The sequence below is a fragment of the Blastococcus mobilis genome (assembly GCF_900188025.1).
Taxonomy (GTDB): Bacteria; Actinomycetota; Actinomycetes; order Mycobacteriales; family Geodermatophilaceae; genus Blastococcus_B; species Blastococcus_B mobilis.
Window position 1 is genome coordinate 89,731 of sequence record NZ_FZNO01000006.1, and the last position, 22,493, is coordinate 112,223.

15 protein-coding genes are annotated in these 22,493 nt (G+C 73.9%); 12 read left to right on the forward strand and 3 right to left on the reverse strand.

All coding sequences use genetic code 11. The features are described from left to right. Nucleotides 1-47 precede the first annotated feature (47 nt). From CHB94_RS07215 to CHB94_RS07245, 7 genes are all read left to right on the forward strand, one after another. Entirely contained in the window at nt 48-1,286 is a 1,239-nt protein-coding gene (locus tag CHB94_RS07215) for a DUF1972 domain-containing protein (protein ID WP_089335903.1), read from the forward strand. Continuing rightward, nucleotides 1,283-2,047, forward strand: a complete 765-nt coding sequence (locus tag CHB94_RS07220) for a CDP-alcohol phosphatidyltransferase family protein (RefSeq protein ID WP_089335904.1) — start codon at nt 1,283-1,285, stop codon at nt 2,045-2,047. The genes CHB94_RS07215 and CHB94_RS07220 overlap by 4 nt, the downstream gene beginning before the upstream one ends. Beyond that, entirely contained in the window at nt 2,044-2,706 is a 663-nt protein-coding gene (locus tag CHB94_RS07225) for a hypothetical protein (RefSeq protein ID WP_089335905.1), read from the forward strand. The genes CHB94_RS07220 and CHB94_RS07225 overlap by 4 nt, the downstream gene beginning before the upstream one ends. A gap of 236 nt (nt 2,707-2,942) precedes the next feature. Further along, nucleotides 2,943-6,521, forward strand: coding sequence for a PKD domain-containing protein (locus CHB94_RS07230; RefSeq protein WP_089335906.1), 3,579 nt, complete (start codon nt 2,943-2,945; stop codon nt 6,519-6,521). Between the two features lie 161 nt (nt 6,522-6,682). After that, the gene (locus CHB94_RS07235; RefSeq protein WP_089335907.1) at nt 6,683-8,041 is read left to right on the forward strand and encodes a lipopolysaccharide biosynthesis protein; all 1,359 of its coding nucleotides are present in this window, start codon (nt 6,683-6,685) and stop codon (nt 8,039-8,041) included. Then, nucleotides 8,038-10,158, forward strand: coding sequence for a glycosyltransferase (locus tag CHB94_RS07240; protein WP_089335908.1), 2,121 nt, complete (start codon nt 8,038-8,040; stop codon nt 10,156-10,158). The genes CHB94_RS07235 and CHB94_RS07240 overlap by 4 nt, the downstream gene beginning before the upstream one ends. Then, nucleotides 10,155-11,126 (forward strand): glycosyltransferase family 2 protein, encoded by a 972-nt coding sequence (locus CHB94_RS07245; protein ID WP_089335909.1) that lies wholly within the window; start codon nt 10,155-10,157, stop codon nt 11,124-11,126. The genes CHB94_RS07240 and CHB94_RS07245 overlap by 4 nt, the downstream gene beginning before the upstream one ends. 31 nt (nt 11,127-11,157) lie before the next feature. Here the strand turns inward: CHB94_RS07245 and CHB94_RS07250 are convergent, their stop codons facing one another. Continuing rightward, nucleotides 11,158-12,189 (reverse strand): glycosyltransferase, encoded by a 1,032-nt coding sequence (locus CHB94_RS07250; protein WP_089335910.1) that lies wholly within the window; start codon nt 12,187-12,189, stop codon nt 11,158-11,160. Further along, the gene (locus CHB94_RS07255) at nt 12,186-13,490 is read right to left on the reverse strand and encodes an O-antigen ligase family protein (protein ID WP_141137447.1); all 1,305 of its coding nucleotides are present in this window, start codon (nt 13,488-13,490) and stop codon (nt 12,186-12,188) included. The genes CHB94_RS07250 and CHB94_RS07255 overlap by 4 nt, the downstream gene beginning before the upstream one ends. A 251-nt stretch (nt 13,491-13,741) precedes the next feature. On the opposite strand from CHB94_RS07255, the gene CHB94_RS07260 reads away from it, so the two are divergent. The 3 genes from CHB94_RS07260 to CHB94_RS07270 all read left to right on the forward strand — a co-directional run bounded on the left by CHB94_RS07260 (nt 13,742) and on the right by CHB94_RS07270 (nt 16,430). After that, nucleotides 13,742-15,190: a tyrosine-protein kinase domain-containing protein gene (locus CHB94_RS07260; protein ID WP_089335912.1), complete on the forward strand. Its 1,449-nt coding sequence runs from the start codon at nt 13,742-13,744 to the stop codon at nt 15,188-15,190. Then, nucleotides 15,187-15,783, forward strand: coding sequence for an arsenate reductase/protein-tyrosine-phosphatase family protein (locus tag CHB94_RS07265; RefSeq protein ID WP_217899205.1), 597 nt, complete (start codon nt 15,187-15,189; stop codon nt 15,781-15,783). Before CHB94_RS07260 ends, CHB94_RS07265 begins: the two co-directional genes overlap by 4 nt. 170 nt (nt 15,784-15,953) lie before the next feature. Next, nucleotides 15,954-16,430, forward strand: a complete 477-nt coding sequence (locus CHB94_RS07270; RefSeq protein WP_089335913.1) for an FAD synthase family protein — start codon at nt 15,954-15,956, stop codon at nt 16,428-16,430. 13 nt (nt 16,431-16,443) lie between these two features. Here CHB94_RS07270 and CHB94_RS07275 read toward each other — a convergent pair whose 3' ends face one another. Next, nucleotides 16,444-17,592 (reverse strand): glycosyltransferase, encoded by a 1,149-nt coding sequence (locus tag CHB94_RS07275; RefSeq protein WP_089335914.1) that lies wholly within the window; start codon nt 17,590-17,592, stop codon nt 16,444-16,446. A gap of 220 nt (nt 17,593-17,812) precedes the next feature. Here CHB94_RS07275 and CHB94_RS07280 point away from each other — a divergent pair, with 220 nt between their 5' ends. Next, nucleotides 17,813-18,796, forward strand: a complete 984-nt coding sequence (locus CHB94_RS07280) for a glycosyltransferase family 4 protein (protein WP_176445451.1) — start codon at nt 17,813-17,815, stop codon at nt 18,794-18,796. 114 nt (nt 18,797-18,910) lie between these two features. Beyond that, nucleotides 18,911-22,453, forward strand: coding sequence for a transcription-repair coupling factor (gene mfd, locus CHB94_RS07285; protein ID WP_089335916.1), 3,543 nt, complete (start codon nt 18,911-18,913; stop codon nt 22,451-22,453). The last annotated feature ends 40 nt before the right edge of the window (nt 22,454-22,493 follow it).

Genomic DNA, 22,493 nt, shown 5'->3' on the forward strand with positions numbered 1-22,493 from the left:
GTGCGGGGACGGGCCCCGCAGCTCCCTGACGGAACGGACGTGCAGCGATGCGGATCGCCATGGTGGGTACGCGCGGCGTACCTGCCCGCTACGGCGGCTTCGAGACCGCGGTGGAGGAGGTCGGTCGCCGGCTGGCCGACCGAGGGCACCGGGTCGTCGTCTACTGCCGGTCGGCCGGCCGGCCGGGGGACCGTCCACGTCGCCACCTCGGCATGGACCTGGTGCACCTCCCGGCCGCGCGCAGGCGCGCACTGGAGACCCTCAGCCACTCAGCGCTCTCCGTCGGGCACGTGCTGGGCCATCGCCCCGATGCCGCGATCGTGTTCAACGCCGCGAACGCGCCGCTGCTGCCCGCGTTCCGGGCCGCTCGGATCCCGGTGGCCACGCACGTCGACGGCCTGGAGTGGAAGCGGGCCAAGTGGGGCCCGATCGGGCAGCGCTACTACCGGATGGCCGAGAGCATGGCCGTGCGCTGGTCCGACGCCCTCATCGCCGACGCGCAGGGCATGTCCGACTACTACCGCTCCGAGTTCGGCGCCCCCACCACGCTTCTCACCTACGGTGCTCCGCTGATAGCCCCCGGGACCGACCGACTGGCCGAGCTCGAGCTCGAGCCGGGGGGCTTCCACCTCGCCGTCGCCCGCTTCGAGCCGGAGAACCACGTCGACCTCATCGTGGACGGCTACCGCCGGAGCGCGGCGACGAAGCCCCTGGTCGTCGTCGGTTCGGCCCCGTACGCCGACGCCTACACCCGGACGGTCCACGGGCTCGCCGACGCGCGGGTCCGTTTCCTGGGCGGGGTGTGGGACCAGGAGCAGCTCGACCAGCTCTACGCCCACTCCTACACCTACCTGCACGGGCACTCGGTCGGCGGCACGAACCCGTCGTTGCTGCGCGCCATCGGTGCCGGCGCCGCCGTGCTGGCCTTCGACGTCGACTTCAACCGCGAGGTCGTCGCCGAGGCCGGCCGCTACTTCTCCAGCCCCGCCGACGTCGCCGGCCTGCTGGAGGCCGCGGAGTCCGACCCCGCGGGCGTCCGGCGGGCCGGACGGCGTTCCCGCGAGCTCGCCGCGCAGTACGACTGGGACAGCGTGGCCGCCGGCTACGAGCAGCTGGCCCTGGACCTCGCCGGCCGGCAGTACCCCGCCCGGCGTCCCACCGGCCGCCGGTCACCGGCCACCCTGCCGGCGCCCACGCTCCTTCCGGTGCCCCGGAGCGCGGACCCGGAACGGGTCGTCGACATCGCGACCGCTGCCGTACGGCGCGCCGGCGGAGGGCAGCGGTGACGAGCGCCGCGGAGGTCCGCCCACGGGGACCCGGTGGCGAGACGCTGGCCACGACCCTGCGGCGGCTGTCGGGCGCGCAGAAGGGCGCTGCCGGCGCGCCCGCGTACTCCCGCTTCGTCAACCGGAAGCTGGGCCGCCTCCTCGCCGCACTGGCCTTCCACGCCGGCCTGACGCCGAACGCGGTGACCGCGATCAGTGCGCTGTTCACCGCGAGCGCGATCGCCCTGCTCGCCCTCGTCTCGCCGTCCTGGGGACTCGGGCTCGTGGTCACCGGCTGTCTCGTCGTCGGGTACGCCTTCGACGCCGCCGACGGACAGCTCGCCCGTCTGCGAGGTGGCGGCTCACCGGCGGGGGAGTGGCTCGACCACATGGCCGATGCGGTCAAGATCTCGTCGCTGCACCTCGCGGTCGTCGTGGGGCTGTACCGCTCCGAGGCGGTCGAGCGCGGGCCGCTGTTGCTGGTTCCGCTCGGCTACTGCGTCGTGGCCGCGGTGCTGTTCTTCGCGACGATGCTGAACGAGGCCCTGCGTGCCCAGCACAACGCGGCGACGCGGGCGCAGCCGTCGTCGGCCCGGCCCAGCGTGCTCCGTTCCCTGCTCGTCGTGCCCACCGACTACGGCCTGCTGTGCCTCGTCTTCCTCACCTGGGGCCTTCCGGCCGTGTTCTTCCCCGCCTACACCGCGCTGTTCCTCGCGACGGGGGCCTACCTCGGCCTCGCGTCGGTCAAGTGGTTCTCCGAGATGGACGGATTGGCCCGATGAGCGTCACCAGCCCTCCTCCTGACGGTGCGGCGCACGCGCGGCGTCGCCGACTGCAGCTGTCCGCGGCGGTCGTGGCGCTCCTCGCACTGTGCGCCGCCGTCCTGATGTGGAACCGCGGGCAGGATGGCGACAGTGGGACCGCGCGGGCGGCGGGGACCGCCACCGTCGAGGCGACCGTCTCGCCGACAGCGACGCCCTCGTGGACACCGCCTCCGGCTCCGGTCACCCCCGAAGCCACCGGGGACGTCGACCAGCCGCCGCCGGACCTACCCGCCGTCGCACTGCGGAAGACGGCGTCCGTCGGCGACGGGATCACCGGTTCGGTCACCCGCATGTCGGCGATCGAGGGCACGGCCGTCGGTCCCGGCAACGTGAGCGGGCCGGCCTTGCGGATCACGGTGCGTATCCACAACGGAACGGCCGAGCCGGTCTCCCTGGACGGGGTGACCGTCGCCCTCGCCTACGGCGACGAGCTGACGCCGGCCTCCCCGCTCGACGACCCGTCGCAGGCGCCGTTCTCCGGTACCGTCGCGGCCGGGGAGTCCGCCGACGGCGTCTACGTCTTCAGCATCCCGTCGGACGCCCGTCACTCGATCACCCTGTCGGTCGGTTACCAGGCCGGCGCGCCCGTCATGGTGTTCACCGGGCCGGCCGGCTGAGCTTCTCCGTCCACAGCGCCAACCCCGCGGAGCCCCGGCCGATGGCCGGGGCTTCGCGGCATCCCACCCCATGCTCATGCAACATCACTGATAGTCACGATTGGCGCCTCGCGCGAGCGATGACCTGGCCGCTGTCACCGCATCGGGGGATGACGGCGCCCGCTTCGTCACGCTTAGTGTTCATCCGCCGGCTTCATTGGTCTGCCGGCGTCAGCTGCACGAGCGGGGGAACACACATGTTTGCACGGGTCACGGCGCTGCCGAGATCGCTCGTGGCGGGGCTGCTCAGCCTTCTTCTGATCGCGGGGGTGTTCGGCGGGTTGGTCCCGGGGGTCGCCCGAGCCGACTCCGCGCCGGCGAATCCGGCCGACCCGGCGACGCCGACCACGGTCACCGCCGACCCGCTGCCGACCGTGCAGATCAACGGGGTGGCCTGGGCGCAGGCCGTCGTCGGCACCACCGTCTACGTGGCCGGCCAGTTCACCAGCGCACGGCCCGCCGGCGCCCCCGCCGGCACGCAGGAGACGCCGCGCAACCACCTGCTCGCCTACGACATCCGTACCGGCGAGCTGATCACCTCTTTCGCTCCCCGCCTCAATGCCCAGGCGCTGGCGATCACGGCGTCACCGGACGGTTCCCGGATCTACGTCGGCGGCGACTTCACCCAGGTGGACGGCCAGGCCCGCTCGCGGATCGCGGCTTTCGACACGGCCACGGGGGCATTGGTCGCCGGCTTCCGTCCAGCGGTGAGCGGCCGGGTGCGCGCCGTCGCCGCCACGAACACGACCGTCTACCTCGGCGGGGGGATCACTGCTGTCGGATCCGCCAGCCGCACCCGGTTGGCCGCCGTGTCGGCCGCCAACGGTGCCCTGCTGCCGTGGGCTCCCGTTCCGGGCACCGGGCCGACGGACGGCAACCGCTACCCCTACGACCCCGCGCGCAACAAGCTCACGAGCAACGAGGTGCTGGCGCTGGTGGTGACCGGTGGTGGCTCCCAGGTCGTGGCGGCCGGCCGGTTCTACACACTCAACGGGACCAAGGCCTCCGGTGTCGGGGCGCTCGACGCGGTCACCGGTGCCGTCCGGCCGTTCGCCGCCAACCAGCGGATCACGAACCAGGGGGCCCACTCCGCCATCTACAGCCTCAGCCTCAGCGCCGACGGCGCGACCGTCTACGGCACCGGTTACGACTACTGGGGGCCAGGCAACATCGAGGGCGCCTTCGCGGCCGACGCAGCCGGCGGGCGGCTGCAGTGGATGGCCGACTGTCGCGGTGACACCTACGCCAGCTTCGCCTCGGGCGGGGCCCTCTACCTGGCCTCGCACGCCCACAACTGCAGCAACATCAGGTCGTTCCCCGAGCATGATCCGCAGATCTTCAAGTACGCCACTGCCGTGAGCCTGGCCGCGACGGGGACGGTCGGCCCGTTCACCGTGCGCGCCAACAACGGCCCGATGGCCGGGCAGCCCGCACCCTCGGTGCTGCCCTGGTACCCCGACATGGCCAAGGGTGGCTACACGAAGCAGTATCAGGCCGGCTGGACCGTCACCGGGAACGGCCAGTACGTCGTCTACGGCGGTGAGTTCCCGGCGGTCAACGGCGTTCCGCAACAGGGGCTGGTCCGGTACGCGATGCCGTCCCTCGCGCCCAACGCCGTCGGTCCCCGTGCGGCGGGGCTGACACCGTCGGTGACGGCCCTCGGTCCCGCGTCGGTGCGGGTCAGCTGGCGGTCCGCCCATGACGCGGACAACGAGAACCTGACCTACCGCGTCTACCGGGACGGTGACACGACCACGCCGGTCCACACGGTGACCGCGCCCTCGGCCTGGTGGAACACTCCGATGCTGGCGTTCACCGACACCGGACTGACCGCCGGTTCCCACCGGTACCGGGTCGCGGTCAGCGACCCGTCGGGCAACCGGGTCGTCTCGGCCTGGACGTCGGTCGACGTCGCGGCCGGCACGGCACCGCCGCGGCGGCCCTACCTGGAGACCGTGCGGGCCGACGGCGCCGTGGCCCTCTGGTCGCTGGGCGAGGCGTCCGGCGCGACCGCTTACGACCGGATCGGCGCCGCTGACATGACGATCAACTCAGGGGTGACCCGCGGCCGGGCCGGGGCGCTCGCCCGTGACCCCGACACGGCCTTCCAGTTCAACGGCAGCAGCACGGGCTTCCTCGCCACCGCGCAGCCGGTGCCGGCCCCTCAGACGTTCAGCGTCGAGGCCTGGTTCAACACCACCTCTACCGCCGGGGGCAAGATCATCGGCTTCGGCAACGCGAACACGGGCACCAGCACCAGCTACGACCGGCACGTCTACCTCGACGGCGCGGGTCGCGTGTACTTCGGCGTGTGGCCGGCCGAGACCCGCAGCATCAGCAGCGGTGCGGGACACAACGACGGTCGGTGGCACCACGTCGTCGCCTCGCTGAGCGCAGAGGGCATGGCGCTGTACGTCGACGGTCGATTGGTCGCCAGCCGGGCCGACACGCGCTGGGGTCAGCCCATGACGGGCTACTGGCGGATCGGCGGGGACAGCCCCTGGACCGGCGCCGCCTTCCTGGCCGGCCGGATCGACGAGGTCGCCCTCTACCCCCAGGCGCTCTCGGCCGCCCGGGTCGCCGCCCACAACGAGCTGGGGCGGACCGGCAACGCGGCCAACATCGCGCCGACCGCGACGTTCTCGTCAACGCCGGACGACCTGACCGTGGCCTTCGACGCCACCGGCTCCACGGATCCGGACGGGACCATCCAGGGCTACGCCTGGGACTTCGGCGACGGGTCCACCGGATCAGGCGCGACGGCCAGCCACACCTACGAGGCTGCGGGGACCTATCCCGTGACGCTCACGGTCACCGACGACAAGGGAGCCACCGCCCGCCACGGGGCGTCCGTGGTGGTCACCGCGCCGGTCAACCAGGCGCCCGCAGCGGCGTTCGAGGCGTCGGGGTCCGGGCTGTCGGTGACCTTCGACGGGTCGGGTTCCGCGGATCCGGACGGGACCATCCAGGGCTACGCCTGGGACTTCGGGGACGGGGCCACCGGTGAGGGCGCGACGGTGACGCACACCTACGGCACGGCCGGGACCTACCCGGTGCGGCTGACGGTGACCGATGACGCCGGTGCCAGCGGCACGGTGACGCGGTCGGTGATGATCAGCGACTCGTCCGCGCCGCCGGCGGCGGCTGCCGACTCGTTCGGCCGGTCGGTGGCCGAGGGCTGGGGTACCGCCGACGTCGGGGGTGCCTGGTCGATGGCGGGACCGGCGTCGGTCTCCGACGGGGTCGGGCACCTGCAGCTGGGCGTCGGGAGGTCCTCGTCGGGCTATCTGACCGGGGTCTCGGTGGCCGACGTGGCGGTGCAGACGGCGGTGTCGCTGGACGCGCTGCCCACCGGCGGCGGTGGGTACGTGTACCTGGTCGGCCGGCGGGTAGAGGCGGCTGACTACCGGGCGTCGCTGAAGGTGACCGCCACCGGCAAGGTGGTGCTGGGCCTGTCCCGGCTGGAGGCCGGGCGGGAGACCAAGCTGACCGCGGCCGAGCTGCCGGGGGTGGTCTACACCCCGGGCATGGTGCTGCTGGTGCGGCTCGACGTCAGTGGCAGCGGCACCTCGGTGCTGGGTGCCAAGGCCTGGCCGGCCGGCACGGCGGAGCCCGCCGCCTGGCAGGTGTCGGCCAGCGACTCCACGGCGGCCCTGCAGGGCCCCGGTGGTGTCGGGGTGGCGGCGTTCCTCTCCGGCTCGGCGACCAAGCCGCTGCGGGTCGACGTCGACGATCTGTGGGCAGGCCCCTCCGGCACCGCGCCCACCACGGCCTGAGGCAGCCGTGGACGAGGCGGCCCTCACCCCCCGGGGTGAGGGCCGCCTCGTCCGCGGTCCCCGCGGAGGCGTCGGCTGACACGCTGGTCCAGTGGTCCGTGCGGACGGGGCGGGGCTGCTCGACGCGTGACGCAGGCTTGGCTGGACGGGGGAGAAGAGCCATGAGCGCAGGCGCGGTCCGCACGGCCGATCCTGCCGTCGAGGCCGGCCGGAGCACCGTCTGGCGCGGAATGGCCCGCGGTGCCGGAAGCCGCCTCGTCGTCCTCCCGGTGTCCGCGCTGCTGGGCATCGTGCTGACCCGGCTGGTGATCGAGAACTACGGTCGCGACGCCTTCGCCCAGTACGGCCTGCTGGTGGGGATCGGCGCCCTGCTGCCCTTCGCCGACCTGGGGATCTCTGCGGCTGTGATGAACGCCGTCGGAGCGGCGCCTCGGCCGGGGCAGGACGACCACGTCTGGCGGGTCCTGGTCACCGCGTTCCGGGTACTGCTCGGCTCGGCCGCCGTCCTCGCGCTCGTGGCGGTGACCCTGACGGTCTCCGGGCTGTGGCCGACTCTGCTGGGTGCCGGGCTGCTGCCGGGCTCCGGGCCACCGGTGGCGATGACGTGCCTGCTGCTCATCGCCGCGGCCATGCCCGTCGGCATCGGTCAGCGCGTCCTCGCCGGGCTCGGGCGCAACCACGTCTCCATCCTGGTGCTCGGAGCGCAGACGCCGTTGGTGCTGGGAACCGTGCTGGTGCTCATGTGGTGGGACGTGCCAATCGGTCCGGCCGTCGCCGTGGTCGCCTACGCTGCGACGCTGCTGCTCAGCGTCCTGCTCACGGTGCTCGCCGGCCGGGAGCTGCGCCCGGCCCTCGGGCGGGCGCTCCGGGACGTGCCGCGCTGGCGGACCGTCCGCGGCGCACGGGTGTTCGACGTCGCGTGGCCGATGCTCGTGCAGATGATCGCGCTGCCCATCGCGATGCAGACCGATCGGATCGTGCTGAGTCACCGCGCCGACGCAGGGGCGCTGGCCGAGTACACCTTGGCCGCGCAGATGTTCACGCCGATCTGGGCCGTCGTGAGCGCGGCCGGGGTCACCCTCTGGCCGGTCTACGCGCGGGCGCGGGCGCGCGGGAGGCAGAGTTCGCCGGTGCCCATGGCCGGCTTGTTCGGCGGCCTGGCGGCCCTCATGGCGGGCGGCGTGGCGCTGGCGTCCTCCTGGCTCGCCGAGCTCGCCTCGGGAGGCCGCATCCTGCTGGGGTGTCCGCTGGTCGCCGCCTTTGCGCTGCTGATGGTCCTGCAGGGGGTCAAGTACCCCCTCGGCATGTTCATGACCGACTCGGCCGGGCTCCGGTTCCAGGCGCTGATGATCGTGCTGATGCTCCCGGTCAACGTCGGGCTGTCCTGGTACCTCGCGGGATCGCTGGGTGCGGTGGGACCCGTCATCGGCTCCGTGATCGGGGTCGCCGGATCGCAGGTGCTGGCCAACCTCCTCTACGTGCGCCGGAAGCTGCGGCGGACCGATGGGCCGGCCCGATGAGCGCGGCCGGCGCATCTCCGATCCGGGACGGCGACGGGCTGCTGGGCGTCGTCGTGGTCAACTACGCCTCCTCCCACCTGCTGGCGACCCACCTCGCGGCGACGGACCTCGCGGGACAGCCGGTCGTCGTGGTGGTCGTGGACAACTGGTCCTCCGCCGCGGAGCGGGCCGCGATCGAGACGCTCGCCGCCGAACAGGGATGGCACCTCGTCGCGATGCCCGACAACCCTGGCTTCGGCGCCGGGGTCAACGCCGGTATCCGCGCCGCGCGCGCGGCCGGCTGCGTGTGCTTCCTGCTGCTCAACCCGGACGCCGCGGTGCCGGGCGAGGTGGTGGCGGAGCTGCGCCGGCACGTGCTCCGTGAGCCGATGGCGCTGGTCAGCCCCCGCATCCGGACCTCGGACGGCGCGGACTTCTTCTCCGGCTCCCGGCTCTTCCTCGACAGCGGCCGGATCCGCGGCCGGCAGACGGCCGGCGGCCGAATCTCGTCCGGGCCCGCGGTCGAGTGGGTGACCGCGGCATGTCTGGCGCTGCACGACGATCTGCTGCGCCGGGCCGGGGACTTCGACGAGTCCTACTTCCTGTACTGGGAGGACGTCGAGTTCAGCTACCGGTGCCGGTCGGTGGGTGGGTTCCCCGTCGTCCGGAACGACCTCGAGGCCGTGCACGACGCGGGCGGCACGCAGGGTCCCACTCCCGGCCGGGCCAAGTCGGCGCTCTACTACCGCTACAACTGCCTGAACCGGCTGCGCTTCGCCGCCCGGCACCTCCCGCGCGGACGGTTGCTGCGCTGGGTCCTCACCACCCCCGCCGTGAGCCGCGAGATCCTCCTCCGCGGTGGACGGCGACAGCTGCTGCGCCAGCCGGCACTGGTGTTCGCGGCCGTGCGTGGGGCCTGTGCCGGACTCCTCCTGGCGGGCGCCGCCCTACTCCGCGGAACCACCCCCGACCGGCGCGGCAGCGACCGGAGGGAGCCTGGCGGATCGGTCCTCGTGGTGCATCCGGGCGCCGAGCTCTACGGCTCCGACCGCATGCTGGCCGAGTCCGTCAGCGGCCTGGTAGCGGACGGCCACCGGGTGGTCGTCGCGCTCCCAGGGCGCGGGCCGCTCGTGCCGGAGCTGGAAGGCCGGGGCGCCCGGATCGTCTTCTGCCGGATGCCGGTCCTGCGCAAGAGCGCCCTGACCCCGCGGGGGCTGGTCGATCTGCTCGCGGACTTCCTGCGCGGACTGGTTCCCGCCTGCCGGCTGATCCGTGCCGTCGGGACGACCGCCGTCTACGTCAGCACCGTCACCGTGCCCACCTGGTCGCTCGTGGCGCGCCTGCTGAGGCGCCGGGTCGTGCTGCACGTCCACGAGGCCGAGAGCGGCGCACCCGGACTGCTGCGCCGGCTCCTTGCCCTGCCGGCCGTCCTGGCGCACCGGGTGGTGGTGAACAGCCGCTACAGCCGGTCGGTCCTGCTGGCGTCCGTGCCCTGGGTCGAGGCCCGGTCGGTGGTCGTCTACAACGGCGTCGCCGGGCCGCCCGAGGTCTGCCCGCCCCGCCCGCGGCTGACCGGCCCGGTCCGGCTCCTCTACGTCGGCCGGCTCTCCCCGCGGAAGGGCCCACAGGTCGCCGTCGCCACGCTGGCCGAGCTGCGCCGGCGGGGCATCGACGCTCGTCTCGCGCTCGCCGGCTCCGTCTTCCCCGGCTACGAGTGGTTCGAGACCGGGCTCCGGGCGCAGGTCCGGGACGCGGGGCTGGCGGACCGGGTCGAGTTCCTGGGGTTCGTGCCGGACGTCTGGGCGGCGCTGCGGGACGCGGACGTCGTCCTCATCCCCTCGGTCCTCGACGAGCCGTTCGGGAACACGGCCGTGGAAGCGGTCCTGGCGGCGCGGCCGGTCCTGGTCAGCGCGAGCAGCGGCCTGCTCGAGGCCGCCGCGGGCTACACGACGGCGCAGGCCGTTCCGCCCGGCGACGCCGGAGCGTGGGCCGACGCGGTCCAGCGGGCGGTCGCCGACTGGCCGGCCCTGGCCCGGGCCGCCGTCCGCGACGCCGACGAGGCCAGACGGCGCCACGACCCCCTGCGGTACCGCACGCAGATCTCACGCCTCACCACCGCGGCAGGAGAACCATCGTGACGGAGGCGGCACGGGCACCGGGCGAGCGGAGGAGCGCCGCCGTCACCATCGGCGTGATCACCTTTCGGCGCGCCACCGACCTGCGCGAGATCCTGCCCCTGCTGCTCCAGCAGGCGGCCGAGGTGACGGGGCCGGAGTACCGGGTCGACGTCCTGGTCGTCGACAACGACGCCGAGGGGAGCGCGCGCCCGGTGGTGGAGGCCCTCGGCTCCCCCCGGGTGCGGTACGTCGTGGAGCCGACCCCGGGAATCGCCGCGGCGCGCAACCGGGTGCTGGACGAAGGAGATTCGGCGGACCTGCTCGTGTTCATCGACGACGACGAACGGCCCCGTCCGCAGTGGCTACGCTCCCTGCTGGAGACCCGCGCCCGCTCGGGTGCAGCGGCTGTTGCCGGCGCCGTGATCTCGGCGTTCGACGGGCCGCTGGACCCGTGGGTGCAGGCCGGTGACTTCTTCCGCCGGAGGCGGCTGCCCACGGGCACGCCGATCCGGGTCGCCGCCACCAACAACCTGCTGCTGGACATGGCGGTGCTGCGCCGCACCGGGCTGCGGTTCGATCCCGCGTTCGGGATCACCGGCGGCAGCGACACGCTGTTCACCCGACGGCTGGTGGCGGCCGGCGAGACCATGGTGTGGTGCGACGAGGCAGTCGTCATCGACCGGGTGCCGGTGTCCCGGATGACGCGGCAGTGGGTGCTGCGGCGGGCTTTCCGCTCCGGGAACTCGACCAGCCGGGTCGACCTCGTCCTGGCCGGGACGGCGGCGGCCCGGGTGGGGGCCCGGGTGCGTGCGGTCGCGCGGGGGGTGCCACGGGTGGTCGCCGGCGCTGCGCGCTGGAGCCTCGGGAAGGTCACGCGCTCGGCCCGGCACGAGGCGGCCGGCCTGCGCACCGCCGCGCGGGGCGCCGGCATGCTGGCCGGGACGGTCGGGGTCGCCTACCAGGAGTACCGGCGGCCGGCCGCCGCGTGAGCCGCGACCAGGACGCGCCCGGCGGCCTCGCTCAGGCCCCGGGCACGCGCCGGCCGGGGACCTGCAGCGCCAGCCGGTAGGCCGCCGTGTGGTCGGCCCCCGTACGGTCCCATTCCCGGCGGCTGAGGTCGGGTCGAGCCTCCGGCGGGATGTGCCCGGCTTCCTCGAGCGCGGCGAGGAGCACCTGCCCGGTCAGCTCGCCGTCGTACCGGATCACCCAGTCGGCACCGACCTCGGCCGCCAGCCGGGCGTTCACCTCGTTGTCGGGGAGCAGGACCGGCCGGTCCAGCGACAGGGCCATCAGCGCGGCTCCGGAGTTGTGCATCTCGCGGTAGGGCAGCACGACGAGCTCGGCGCGGGACACCGCCTCGACCAGTCGCTCGTCGCTGAGGAACTCCAGGGACAGGGCCACCCGCGGCTCGCCCGCCGCGGCGATGCGGAGGGTGTCCGCGAGCTTCGGGCTCGCCGGCTCGCCGGCGATCTGCAGTCGGACCCGCGGTGCGCGGTCCGCCGTCGTGCGGAAGGCCCGGATCAGCCCGTCGACGTTCTTGTACGGTCGGATCAGGCCGACGAAGACCGCACGGTGCCGCTCGCGAGGCGGAGCCTGATGCGCGGCGAACCAGTCGCGGTAGTGGCCGTGCGGGATGGTGACGTGCGGGCTGCGCTCGTCGACCGGCGTGGTCTCGTTCAGCCGCACCGACAGGGACGTCCAGCGCTCGGCCAGCCGCAGTAGGAGCGCCGCCGGGCGGGGAACCCCCTCCTGGGGTCGGAGGTTGTGCAGCGTGCGGACCATCGGGGTGCCGGTCAGTCGCAGCCGGAGGAGCAACGCCAGGAACAGCGCCCGCCGCACCCATGCCTTCGCCGAGCTCCGGCCCGACACCAGGATCTCGGGCCAGTGCACGTGGAAGAGGTCGTAGCGGCCGAGCAGCGCCTGCCGCCAGGTGAAGGTCAGCACGCGCAGGGCCGGCTCGTCCTCGAGGCTGCGCCGCAGCATCACCACGTACGGGTTCGTGGTCGGCCGCGGCTCGGGGAACGACTGCAGCACCGTGATCTCGTCGCTCACCGGGCGAGGTTCCCGCGTCGGTCGTCGTGCCCCCACCCGCCGTGCGGGTCCTCCCCGACATCGGCGCTCGTCGGACGGGCGGTCCCGAGTGGGATCAGGACGGCGAGGAGCACGGCCGCGGCGGTCCACTGCAGGACGTCGAAGGAGAGGAACATCAGCACGACCACCAGCGCGGCGGGTCGGCTGGCCCGGTCGCCACGGAGCAGACCGGTGCCCACCGCGGCGAGCAGGGCCGCCACGCCGACCAGACCGGCGAGGGCGAAGGTGGTCACCACTTGGTTGTCCACGGCCCGGAAGCCGTCCTGCTGGAGGAGGCCGTCGGCGAAGAGCGCCGGCAACGACCCGGCCCCGCTGCCGAGCAGCAGTTCCCCGGCCGGACGCCCGAGAAGCCGGAAGCCCGCGTCCACGGCGCCCAGGCGGTGGGTGAGCGACCCGCTCTCGGCCAGCGACGACACCGCGGTCAGCCCGGCGAGGTCGACGCGGAACAGCGCGGCGGCCACCCCGCCGACCAGGACCAGCCGGGCGGGCGCGCCCACCCGGGCCACCCCGGGCCAGAACCAGCCGAGGACGAGACACACCGCCAGCACCAGGGCCGCGCTGCGGCTGCCGGAGAGCAGGACCCCGGCCGCGAAGCCCGCCGACGCGGCCACCCGGACGGACCGGCCGTACCGCGGGAGCGCGAAGAGGGCCAGGACCGAGGCGACGGCCATGAGGGTGCCGAAGGGGATCGGATGGGCCATCGTTCCCGTGGCCCGACCCCCGACCGCGGGCAGCAGCTCGTTGACCCCGAACAGGGCGCCCGGCTCTCCCAGGTAGCCCCACGGGGCCGGGGTGCCGAGAACGGCGCTCGCCGCCGCGACGGCCAGCTCGGCGAGCGCGACGAGCAGCACGAGGACGATCAGGCGGTCGGTCCGCCGGCGGTCACAGTGGGCGGCCAACAGAGCGCAGCCCACCAGGAGGAGGGTCGTCGCCGCCGTCTGCAGAAGATCGGCGAGCGAGCCATATCGGGGCGCCGACAGCACCGCGCACAGACCGGGCAGCAGCAGCAGGGTGGCGGGGGCCGACCAGCGGAGCCGATCGGCATACCGGCCCAGCGCGACCAGCACCAGGGCGAGGCTCAGTGCCAGCAGCGCCCAGCCGATCTTGGGCGGCACCCTCGAGGCCGGGAAGAGGATCCAGGTCGCGAGCACCGCTCCGAGGACGACGTCCGGGTCCGTGATCGCCACCAGGGACCGCCGGGACGGGCCGGGCCGGAGGACCAGGCCGCCCACGGGCGCGGCGCCGCCCCCCTGGGTCATCACGGACCGAGTCTGCGGGGGCCTGCCGGACCGGCCAAGCCGGTCTCCTCCGGATGGGGGGCAGCGGCGGCCGACCGGGGACCAGGAGCTGGCGGCGTGTGGGGATCCAGCGGGTCCCTCGACGCCGGACAGGGCCGCTCGTCGCGCCTGCCGACGGCTCACTCGTTCGGAGGGGACAGGTCCGCCGGACCGTCGCGCCTGGGTAGCGTCCCCCCGCGTCGTCGGCTGCCCGGCGCCGTCCTGAGGAGGAGATCGTGAGCGTTGGGGCCTTCGTCGCCGTCATCCGTCGTCGGTGGACCTGGGTGACCGCGGCGGTTCTCTTCGCCGTCGTCGTCGCCGGTATCGGCTCGGCCGCCGCCACCCGCTCGTACTCGGCGACGGCCAGTGTCTTCTTCTCCCTGCAGTTCGGGAACTCGGCCAACGAGCTGGCGCAGGGCTCCAACTACACCCAGCAGGCGGTGACGTCCTACGCCCTCCTGGCCCGGACGCCCACCGTCCTGCAGCCGGTCATCGACGCCCAGGGATCGGACACCAGCGTCCGGGCCCTGGCCGGCCAGGTGTCCACCTCGGTGGTTCCCGACACGGTGGTCGTGGACGTGACCGTCAGCGATCCCTCCCCGGCGCGTGCGGTGGAACTGGCCGACGCGGTCGCCGAGCAGCTCGGGACGACGGTCGAGGAGCTCGCACCCGCCACCCAGGACGGCAAGCCGACGGTCGAGGCCACGACCGTCGCTCCCGCCGTGGAGCCGCGGTCCCCGGACTCCCCGCGCACGGCGCTCAACCTGGCGGCAGCCCTCGTCGCCGGGCTCTTCGTCGGTGTGCTGGCCGCGCTGGCCCGCGACGCCACCGACACCCGGGTGCGCTCTCCGGAGGACGTGTCCACGGTCACCCCGCTGCCGGTCCTCGCGTCCCTCGACGCCGGTCCGGCCGTCGACGGCCGCCGCAGCCTGGTCGTGAGCGCTGCTCCGTACAGCATCGAGGCCGAGGGCTACCGCGCGCTGCGGACCGCCGTCCAGTTCGTAGTCGAGCCGGGCCGGACGCTGTCCCTCCAGATCACCTCGGCGCGGCCGGGGGAGGGCAAGTCGACGGTCGCGGCGAATTTGGCCATCGCGCTCGCCGAAGCGGGCCTGACGGTGGCTCTGGTCGACGCCGACCTCCGCCGTCCCTCGGTTGCCGACACGTTCGGACTGGAGCACGGCGCCGGCCTGACCTCGGTGCTCATCGGGCAGGCCGACGTCGAGGACGTCCTGCAGCCCTGGGGGCCGTCGGGCCTGCGCCTCCTCACGACCGGCCCACTGCCGCCGAATCCCAGCGAGCTGCTGGCGGCCCCGGCGATGACCGACCTGGTGGCCACCCTCGAGCGGACCCATGACGTGGTCATCTTCGACACGGCGCCGTTGCTGGCCGTCACCGACGCCGTCGTGCTGTCGCGGGCGGTCTCGGGAACGTTGCTGGTCGGGGACTCGACCAAGCTGCGCCGAAAGGAACTGCGGGCGGGACTGAGCCTGCTGGAACGCGCCGGGGCCCGCGTGGTCGGCATGGTGCTGAGCCACGTGCGCCAGCGGGCCGACGTCTACGGCTACGCCAGCAGCATGGAGGCGGACCAGGAGACGGCCGCCCTGGCGTTGACGGCCGTCCGCCGGGGTGGCGCAGGGGTGAACGGGGCCGGCCGCACGGCACGTCCCGGCGCCGACGTGCGGTGACGACGCCGCAGGCGCCCGCCGAGGACGAGCGATGGTCGGTCCTCACCGTCTGCACCGGCAACGTCTGTCGCTCGCCCGCGATGGAGTACCTGCTGCGGGCCGCGCTCGGCCCCGGGGCCGGCGTGGAGGTCCGCAGCGCCGGGACGCGGGCGCTCGTCGGCCGGCCGGTCGAGCCGCCCATGGCCCGACTGCTGACGGCCGCCGGCGCGGACCCGACCGGGTTCGCCGCCCGCGGGCTCACCCCGGCAGACGTGGCCCGCGCGGACCTGGTGCTCACCGCGGAGAAGGCGCACCGGTCCGCCGTCGTCGCACTCCAGCCACGGGCGCTGCGGCGGACCTTCACCCTCCTGGAGTTCGTCGACCTGGTCGTGCTGGCGCGGGCGGCAGCGGGCCACGACTGGCCGACGCAGGGAGTGCCCGAACGGCTGGTCTGGCTCGTGGCCCGGGCGCCGGCGCTGCGGCCGCAGCGGCCCTGGCCGGCCGAGGACGACGTCCCCGACCCGTACGGGCGGGACGACGCCTGCTTCGCGGCGACGGCCGGCCGGGTCGGGGCGGCGGTCGCCACGCTGAGGGCCGTCCTCCTCGACAGCTGAGCCGGCGCTCCCGTCGGTGACCCAAAGTGACCGGTGCACCGAGGGGCGGCGGGCCACCGGGGCGTAGAGCCCCTACGTTCGGGTGAACCTGCTCCGTGGGTGATGACGCAGCGTCAGCTCGACTGTTCGACTCGACGTACACGATCGCGCGGCACCACGGGGGAAACGACATGGCGGGACGAAGCGGATCCGAGGTGGTCGGCTATGCGCCCGGCGCATACGACCTGTTCCACATCGGGCACCTCAACATCCTCCGGCACGCCGCCGAGCACTGCGACCGCCTGATCGCCGGCGTCGTCTCCGACGAGATGCTGCTGCAGAGCAAGGGCCGGCTGCCGGTCGTGCCGCTCGCCGAGCGGATGGAGATCGTCCGCAGCCTGCGCTTCGTCGACGAGGTGCACGCCGAGACCGTCCCCGACAAGATCGACACCTGGCGGGAGGTCCGGTTCCACGTGCTCTTCAAGGGCGACGACTGGCGCGGGACGCCGAAGGGCATCGCGTTGGAACGGGACTTCGCCGCCGTCGGGGTGGAGGTCCGGTACTTCCCGTACACGGTGCACACCTCCTCGACGATCCTGCGCCGAGCACTGGCCGCGATCGACGCCGAGGAGCCGGTGGGCCGCGTCGCCCGCGCGCTCACCTCCTGACCTGCTGCGCGGCTCAGCCGGCGCGCCGCTCCTCCGCCGCGGGGACGTCGGGCCGGCCGCCCAGGAGCCAGTGATCGGCGTCGATGCGGGTGTCCGTGCGCGGCAGCGCCGCGCGGACCTCGTCGGCCGAGCGTGACGCAGCGGCGGCGACCCCGATGGCTTCCGCGACCTGACGCGCCGGGGCATGCGCCGGCACGACGGTGTGGCCGTGCTCGGCCAGCCAGCCGGCGATGCCCGTCTCGTCGGTGGTGACGACCTCACACCCGTGCGCCAGCCCCTCGAGGAGCGGCAGCCCGACCTGCTCACGCCACCAGCCGCTGCGCTGCGACAGCAGCACCAGCACGTGGGCCCGGCGCAGGAGTGCGTGGATCTCGGCACGCGGCGGGTCCACCACCAGCTCGACGTCGTCCCGGCCGGCCGCCCAGGCATGCACGTCGGGCAGCAGCTCGCCCTTGCCGACCAGCCGCAGCCGCAGCCCGTGCCCGGGCGGCAACTCGTCCCACGCCGCCAGGAGCTGACGGATGCCCTTGCGCTCCTTGAAGGCGCCGACGAAGAGGACGGTCGTCGGGTCCGGGCCCGGGCCGGGCGGGCAGTCGCAGGGCTGCGGCAGGGCGGGGAACATTCGCGCGCGGGCGGCCACCGTGGCGGGGTCGACGTACTCCTCGAGCAGACGGCGGGAGCCCTCGGTGCCGAAAGCCAGCCGATCCATCCCGCCGACCACGAAGGACAGCACCCGCCGCGACAACCACCGGGCCAGCGGGTGAGGGAGCCGGCGATCGAGGGCGAGCCGGTCGGCCGGGTCGGTGATGTCGATGCAGTAGGCACCGACCGTCGGACGACGTCGGGTCAGCACGGCGCGGAGGCGGACGGCCGCGACCTGGGCCGCGACGGAGCCCCAGCGGTGGACCATCAGTGGCTCGTTCAGCTCCACCGCGTCGTAGGGCGTCCGCAGCAGATGCAGGACCGTGGCGAGCCGGCCCAGCTGCCGGACCGGTGATGGCCCGTCGGCCAGCGCCGCGTCGAAGTCGTACCGCCGCTCCCGGTGCAGCACCAGGGCCGGCGTCATCGTGCGGAAGCGCTCCAGCTGGGCCGAGCGCACCGAGCCGTAGACGCGCACCCGTCGCGTCGCACCCCCGTGCGCGGAGCCGGACGTCGCCGTCACGTGACCTCCAGTCGGCGGGGCGGGTTCCCGGAACGGCCGGGGTGCTCGCGCACGAATGTAGGTGTCCGGTTCCGCCCACCCGGGCTGACACGGCCGCCGTCTCACCCCGACGGTGGAGGAACGGTGCGATCCGTCGTGCCGGGAGGGCGGCGCGGGCGACAATCTCTCGCCTTCGCCGTCACGGCGCGGGGTCTTCAGGCGGCGGACAGGCGGCGCGGGCGTGGTGCGAACGCGGACGGCGGGCGAGACCTGGACACCCGTAGGGGACGGTACGGCGACGATCGCCGTTGCCTTCCCGGCCGACGGGCGGAGGGTCACCGACGTCGAGCTTCCGCCGGTCACCCGGCTGCAGCGGCTCGTGCGGAACGCCGGCCTGCCCACCGGCCGGTCGCGGCGGCGGGCCGCCGCGGACGTGGCGTTGTGCTGGGACGAGGGGACCGTCGAGCGGCTCGTGGCCTCCGCTCCTGGACGGCGCCTGTTCAGCGGCGCCATATGGGTCACCGACCGTCTCGGCATCGAGGACTCGGAGCGGCTCGCGGCGCACCGCGAGGTGCTCGCGTCGCTGGACGGCCTGTGGTGCCTCAGCCGTCCCCAGGTCGATGCTGTGCGCGCATGGCTGGGTCCGGAGGGGCCGCCGGTCTCCTACCTGCAGTTCGGCATCGACGAGCAGTTCTACCGCTTCGCGCCGGAGTACCCGGAGCGGCCGAAGGTGGTCAGCCTGGGCGGCGACCGCGACCGCGACCCGGCGACGCTGTTCGCAGCGCTCGAGCTCGTGCGGCAGGAGCGCCCGGACGTCGAGTGCTTCGTGGCGACGACGTCCTCGCTCCCGGCGCCGGACGGCGTCCGGACCGTCGAGTTCGTGCCGCACGCCCGGGCCAGGGACCTCTATGCGTCGGCCAGCGTCGTCGCCCTGGCCACCCGGCCGAATCTGCACGCCTCGGGGATGACCGTGGGGCTGGAGGCGCTGTCCGTCGGCCGTCCGGTGGTCGCCTGCGCGACCCCGGGGATGGACGACTACTTCCGCGACGGCGAGACCGGTTTCCTGGTGACGCCCGAAGACCCCGCCGCCATGGCAGCCCGGATCCTGGAGCTGCTCGCCGACCGGCACATGGCCGCAGCCATGGGGCGGCACGGGCGCGAGCAGGTCGAGCGCGGCCACACCACCGCGGCGATGTGCCGGGGACTGCTCGAGATCGTGGCGTGAGCAGGCGCTCGCCCCCGCGGGACGGCGGTGCCGGCCGTCGCCGACTAACCTGGGCGGTCGGCCCCCGCGCATCGGGCGCGACGTGTGGCCACCGGCCTCAGGAGTGACCCACCCGTGACCCTGCGCGGCGTGCTCGACGTCGTCCTCACCGATCCCGGCATGGCGCACGTGGTGGCCTCGGCCGGTCAGGCCTCGCTCGCCGTCACGGCCCCGCCGCCCGTCCAGCCGCTGGTGGCCGCGGCTCTCGCTGCGCAGCGGCCGGGCGCCGGCGTGCCGGTCCTGGTGGTCACCGCGGGCGAGCGGGACGCCGACCAGGTCGCCGACCAGTTGCGGTGCTTCGTCCCGGGTCGCCGCGTCGAGGTCTTCCCCGCCTGGGAGACGCTGCCGCACGAGCGGCTCAGCCCGCGCGCGGACACCGTCGGCCGCCGGCTGGCCGTCCTGCGCGACCTGACCCACCCCGGCGAGAACGGCACCATCGACGTCCTCGTCGCCCCGGTGCGGAGCGTGCTGCAGCCGCTCGCCCCCGGGCTGGGCGACCTGGTCCCGGTGGAGCTGAAGCCTGGGGACGCCGCCGACCTCGACGACGTCGCGCGGGCCTTGTCCGACGCCGCGTACACCCGCGTCGAACTCGTCGAGAAGCGCGGCGAGTTCGCCGTCCGCGGTGGCCTCCTCGACGTGTTCCCCCCGACCGAGCCGCACCCGGTGCGGGTCGAGTTCTGGGGCGACGAGGTCGACGAGCTGCGCTACTTCTCGGCCGCCGACCAGCGCTCCCTCGACGAGCGGCCCGAGCGGCTGTGGGCCCCGCCCTGCCGCGAGCTGCTGCTCTCGCCGGAGGTCCGCGAGCGCGCGGCCGCACTCGCGACCGAGCACCCCGAGCTCGCCGAGATCCTGGGCAAGTTGGCCGAGGGCATCGCGGTCGAGGGGATGGAGTCGCTCATTCCGGCCCTGGTGACCGGCGAGATGCAGCTGCTCACCGACCTGATCGCCCGCGGCACGCACGTGCTGGTCTGCGACCCCGAGCGGGTCCGCAGCCGGGCCGCGGACCTGGTCCGCACCGCCGAGGAGTTCCTCGCCGCCTCCTGGTCGACGGCCGCCGAGGCCGGGCAGGCGCCGATCGACCTCGGCGCGTCGTCCTTCCGGGACCTCGCCGAGGTCGAGACCGCGGCGCGGATCCGGGGGCTGCCCTGGTGGACCACCGGTGCCTTCACCCTGCAGTCCGAGGACGACGACGAGCAGGTCACCCTCGACGCGTCGACCGTCGAGCGGTTCCACGGTGACCAGGCCGCGGCGATCGACCGGATGCGCGGGTGGCACCGCGAGGGCTGGCGGGTGGTCGTCACCTTCGCCGGTCCCGGGCCCGCGCAGCGTGCGGCCGACCAGTTCACCGAGGCCGACCTCGGCGTGCGGCTGGTGCCCGACATCGCGAACGCACCGGACACCGGGCTGACCCACGTCACCCAGGGCAACCTCGAGTCCGGCTTCGCGTTCCCCGGCGTCGGCCTCGCGCTCCTGACCGAGCACGACCTCACCGGTCAGCGCGGCACCTCCATGCGGGACGCCACGAAGATGCCGGCCCGCAGGCGCAACGCCGTCGACCTGGCGCAGCTCCAGCCCGGCGACCTCGTCGTGCACGAGCAGCACGGCATCGGCCGCTACATCGAGATGATCAGCCGCACCGTCAACGGCGGGCAGCGCGACTACCTGATCGTCGAGTACGCACCATCGCGGCGGAACCAGCCGCCGGACCGGCTCTTCGTCCCCACCGACTCCCTCGACCAGCTCACCCGCTACGTCGGCGGCGAGGCGCCCGCGCTGTCCAAGCTCGGGGGCGCCGACTGGCAGAAGACCAAGAACCAGGCCCGCAAGGCGGTCAAGCAGATCGCCGCCGAGCTGATCCGGCTGTACTCGGCCCGGATGGCCACCAAGGGGCACGCGTTCGGCCCCGACACCGTCTGGCAGCGCGAACTCGAGGACGCCTTCCCGTTCCAGGAGACCCCCGACCAGCTCGGCGCGATCGACGAGGTCAAGGCCGACATGATGCAGCCGGTCCCGATGGACCGGATCATCTGCGGCGACGTCGGCTACGGAAAGACGGAGATCGCCGTCCGCGCGGCGTTCAAGGCGGTGCAGGACGGCAAGCAGGTCGCCGTCCTGGTGCCGACGACGCTGCTGGCCAACCAGCACTACAAGACCTTCGCCGAGCGGTTCGCCCAGTTCCCGGTGACCGTCGCCGTGCTCTCCCGCTTCCAGTCGAAGGCGGAGAGCGACGAGGTCGTCCGGAAGCTGGCCGACGGCGAGATCGACGTGCTCGTCGGCACCCACCGGCTGCTGCAGCCGACCACCCGGTTCAAGGACCTCGGCCTGGTGATCGTGGACGAGGAGCAGCGCTTCGGCGTCGAGCACAAGGAGTACCTGAAGTCGATGCGGACGGCGGTCGACGTCCTGTCGATGTCAGCCACCCCGATCCCGCGCACGCTGGAGATGAGCCTCACCGGCATCCGCGAGATGTCGACGATCCTCACGCCCCCGGAGGAGCGGCACCCAGTGCTGACCTACGTCGGCGCCTGGGACGACAAGCAGATGGCAGCGGCGATCCGCCGCGAGCTGCTGCGCGACGGCCAGGTCTTCGTGATCCACAACCGGGTGCAGTCGATCGACAAAGCCGCGGCCAAGATCCGCAACCTCGTGCCCGAGGCGCGGGTCGCCGTCGGCCACGGGCAGATGAAGGAGCACGAGCTCGAGCGGATCATGGTCGGCTTCTGGGAGAAGGAGTACGACGTCCTGGTCGCGACGACGATCGTCGAGTCGGGCCTCGACATCCCCAACGCCAACACCCTGATCGTCGACCGCGCCGACACCTTCGGCCTCTCCCAGCTGCACCAGATCCGCGGTCGCGTCGGCCGCGGCCGCGAGCGGGCCTACGCCTACTTCACCTACGACCCGACGCGGCCGCTGACCGAGACCTCGGTCGACCGGCTGACCACGATCGCGCACAACACCGACCTGGGCGCCGGCATGGCCGTGGCGATGAAGGACCTGGAGATCCGCGGCTCGGGCAACCTGCTCGGCGGCGAGCAGTCCGGGCACATCGCCGGCGTCGGGTTCGACCTCTACGTCCGGCTGGTCGGGGAGGCGGTGGCCGACTACCGCGCCCAGATCGGCGGCGAGGCCGCCCCGGTCGAGCCGGTCGAGGTCCGGGTCGACCTGCCGGTGGACGCGCACCTGCCGCACGACTACGTGCCGGGGGAGCGGCTGCGCATGGAGGCCTACCGCAAGGTCGCCTCGATCCAGGACGACGAGCAGGCGCAGGCCGTCCTCGACGAGCTCACCGACCGCTACGGGGCGCCGCCCGCACCGGTGCTCAACCTGCTGGCCGTCGCCCGCTTCCGGACGGCGATGCGCGCGCTGGGCATCACCGAGGTGTCGCTGCAGGGCCGCGCCATCCGGATCTCACCCGTCCCACTGCGGGAGTCCCAGCAGATGCGGCTGGCCCGGCTGGCCGACGGCGCCTCCTACAAGGCCGCCGTCGAAACCATCTCGCTCAAGGTGCCGGTGGGCCCCGACCGCAGGACCCCGCTGCGCGACGTCGCCCTGCTGGAGAACCTGCACTCGGTGCTGCGTGCGGTTCTCGAGCAGCCGTCCGTGACCGTCGCCTGACCCCCAGGCACCACCCCGGACGGGTGGGGCCGGCCCGGTG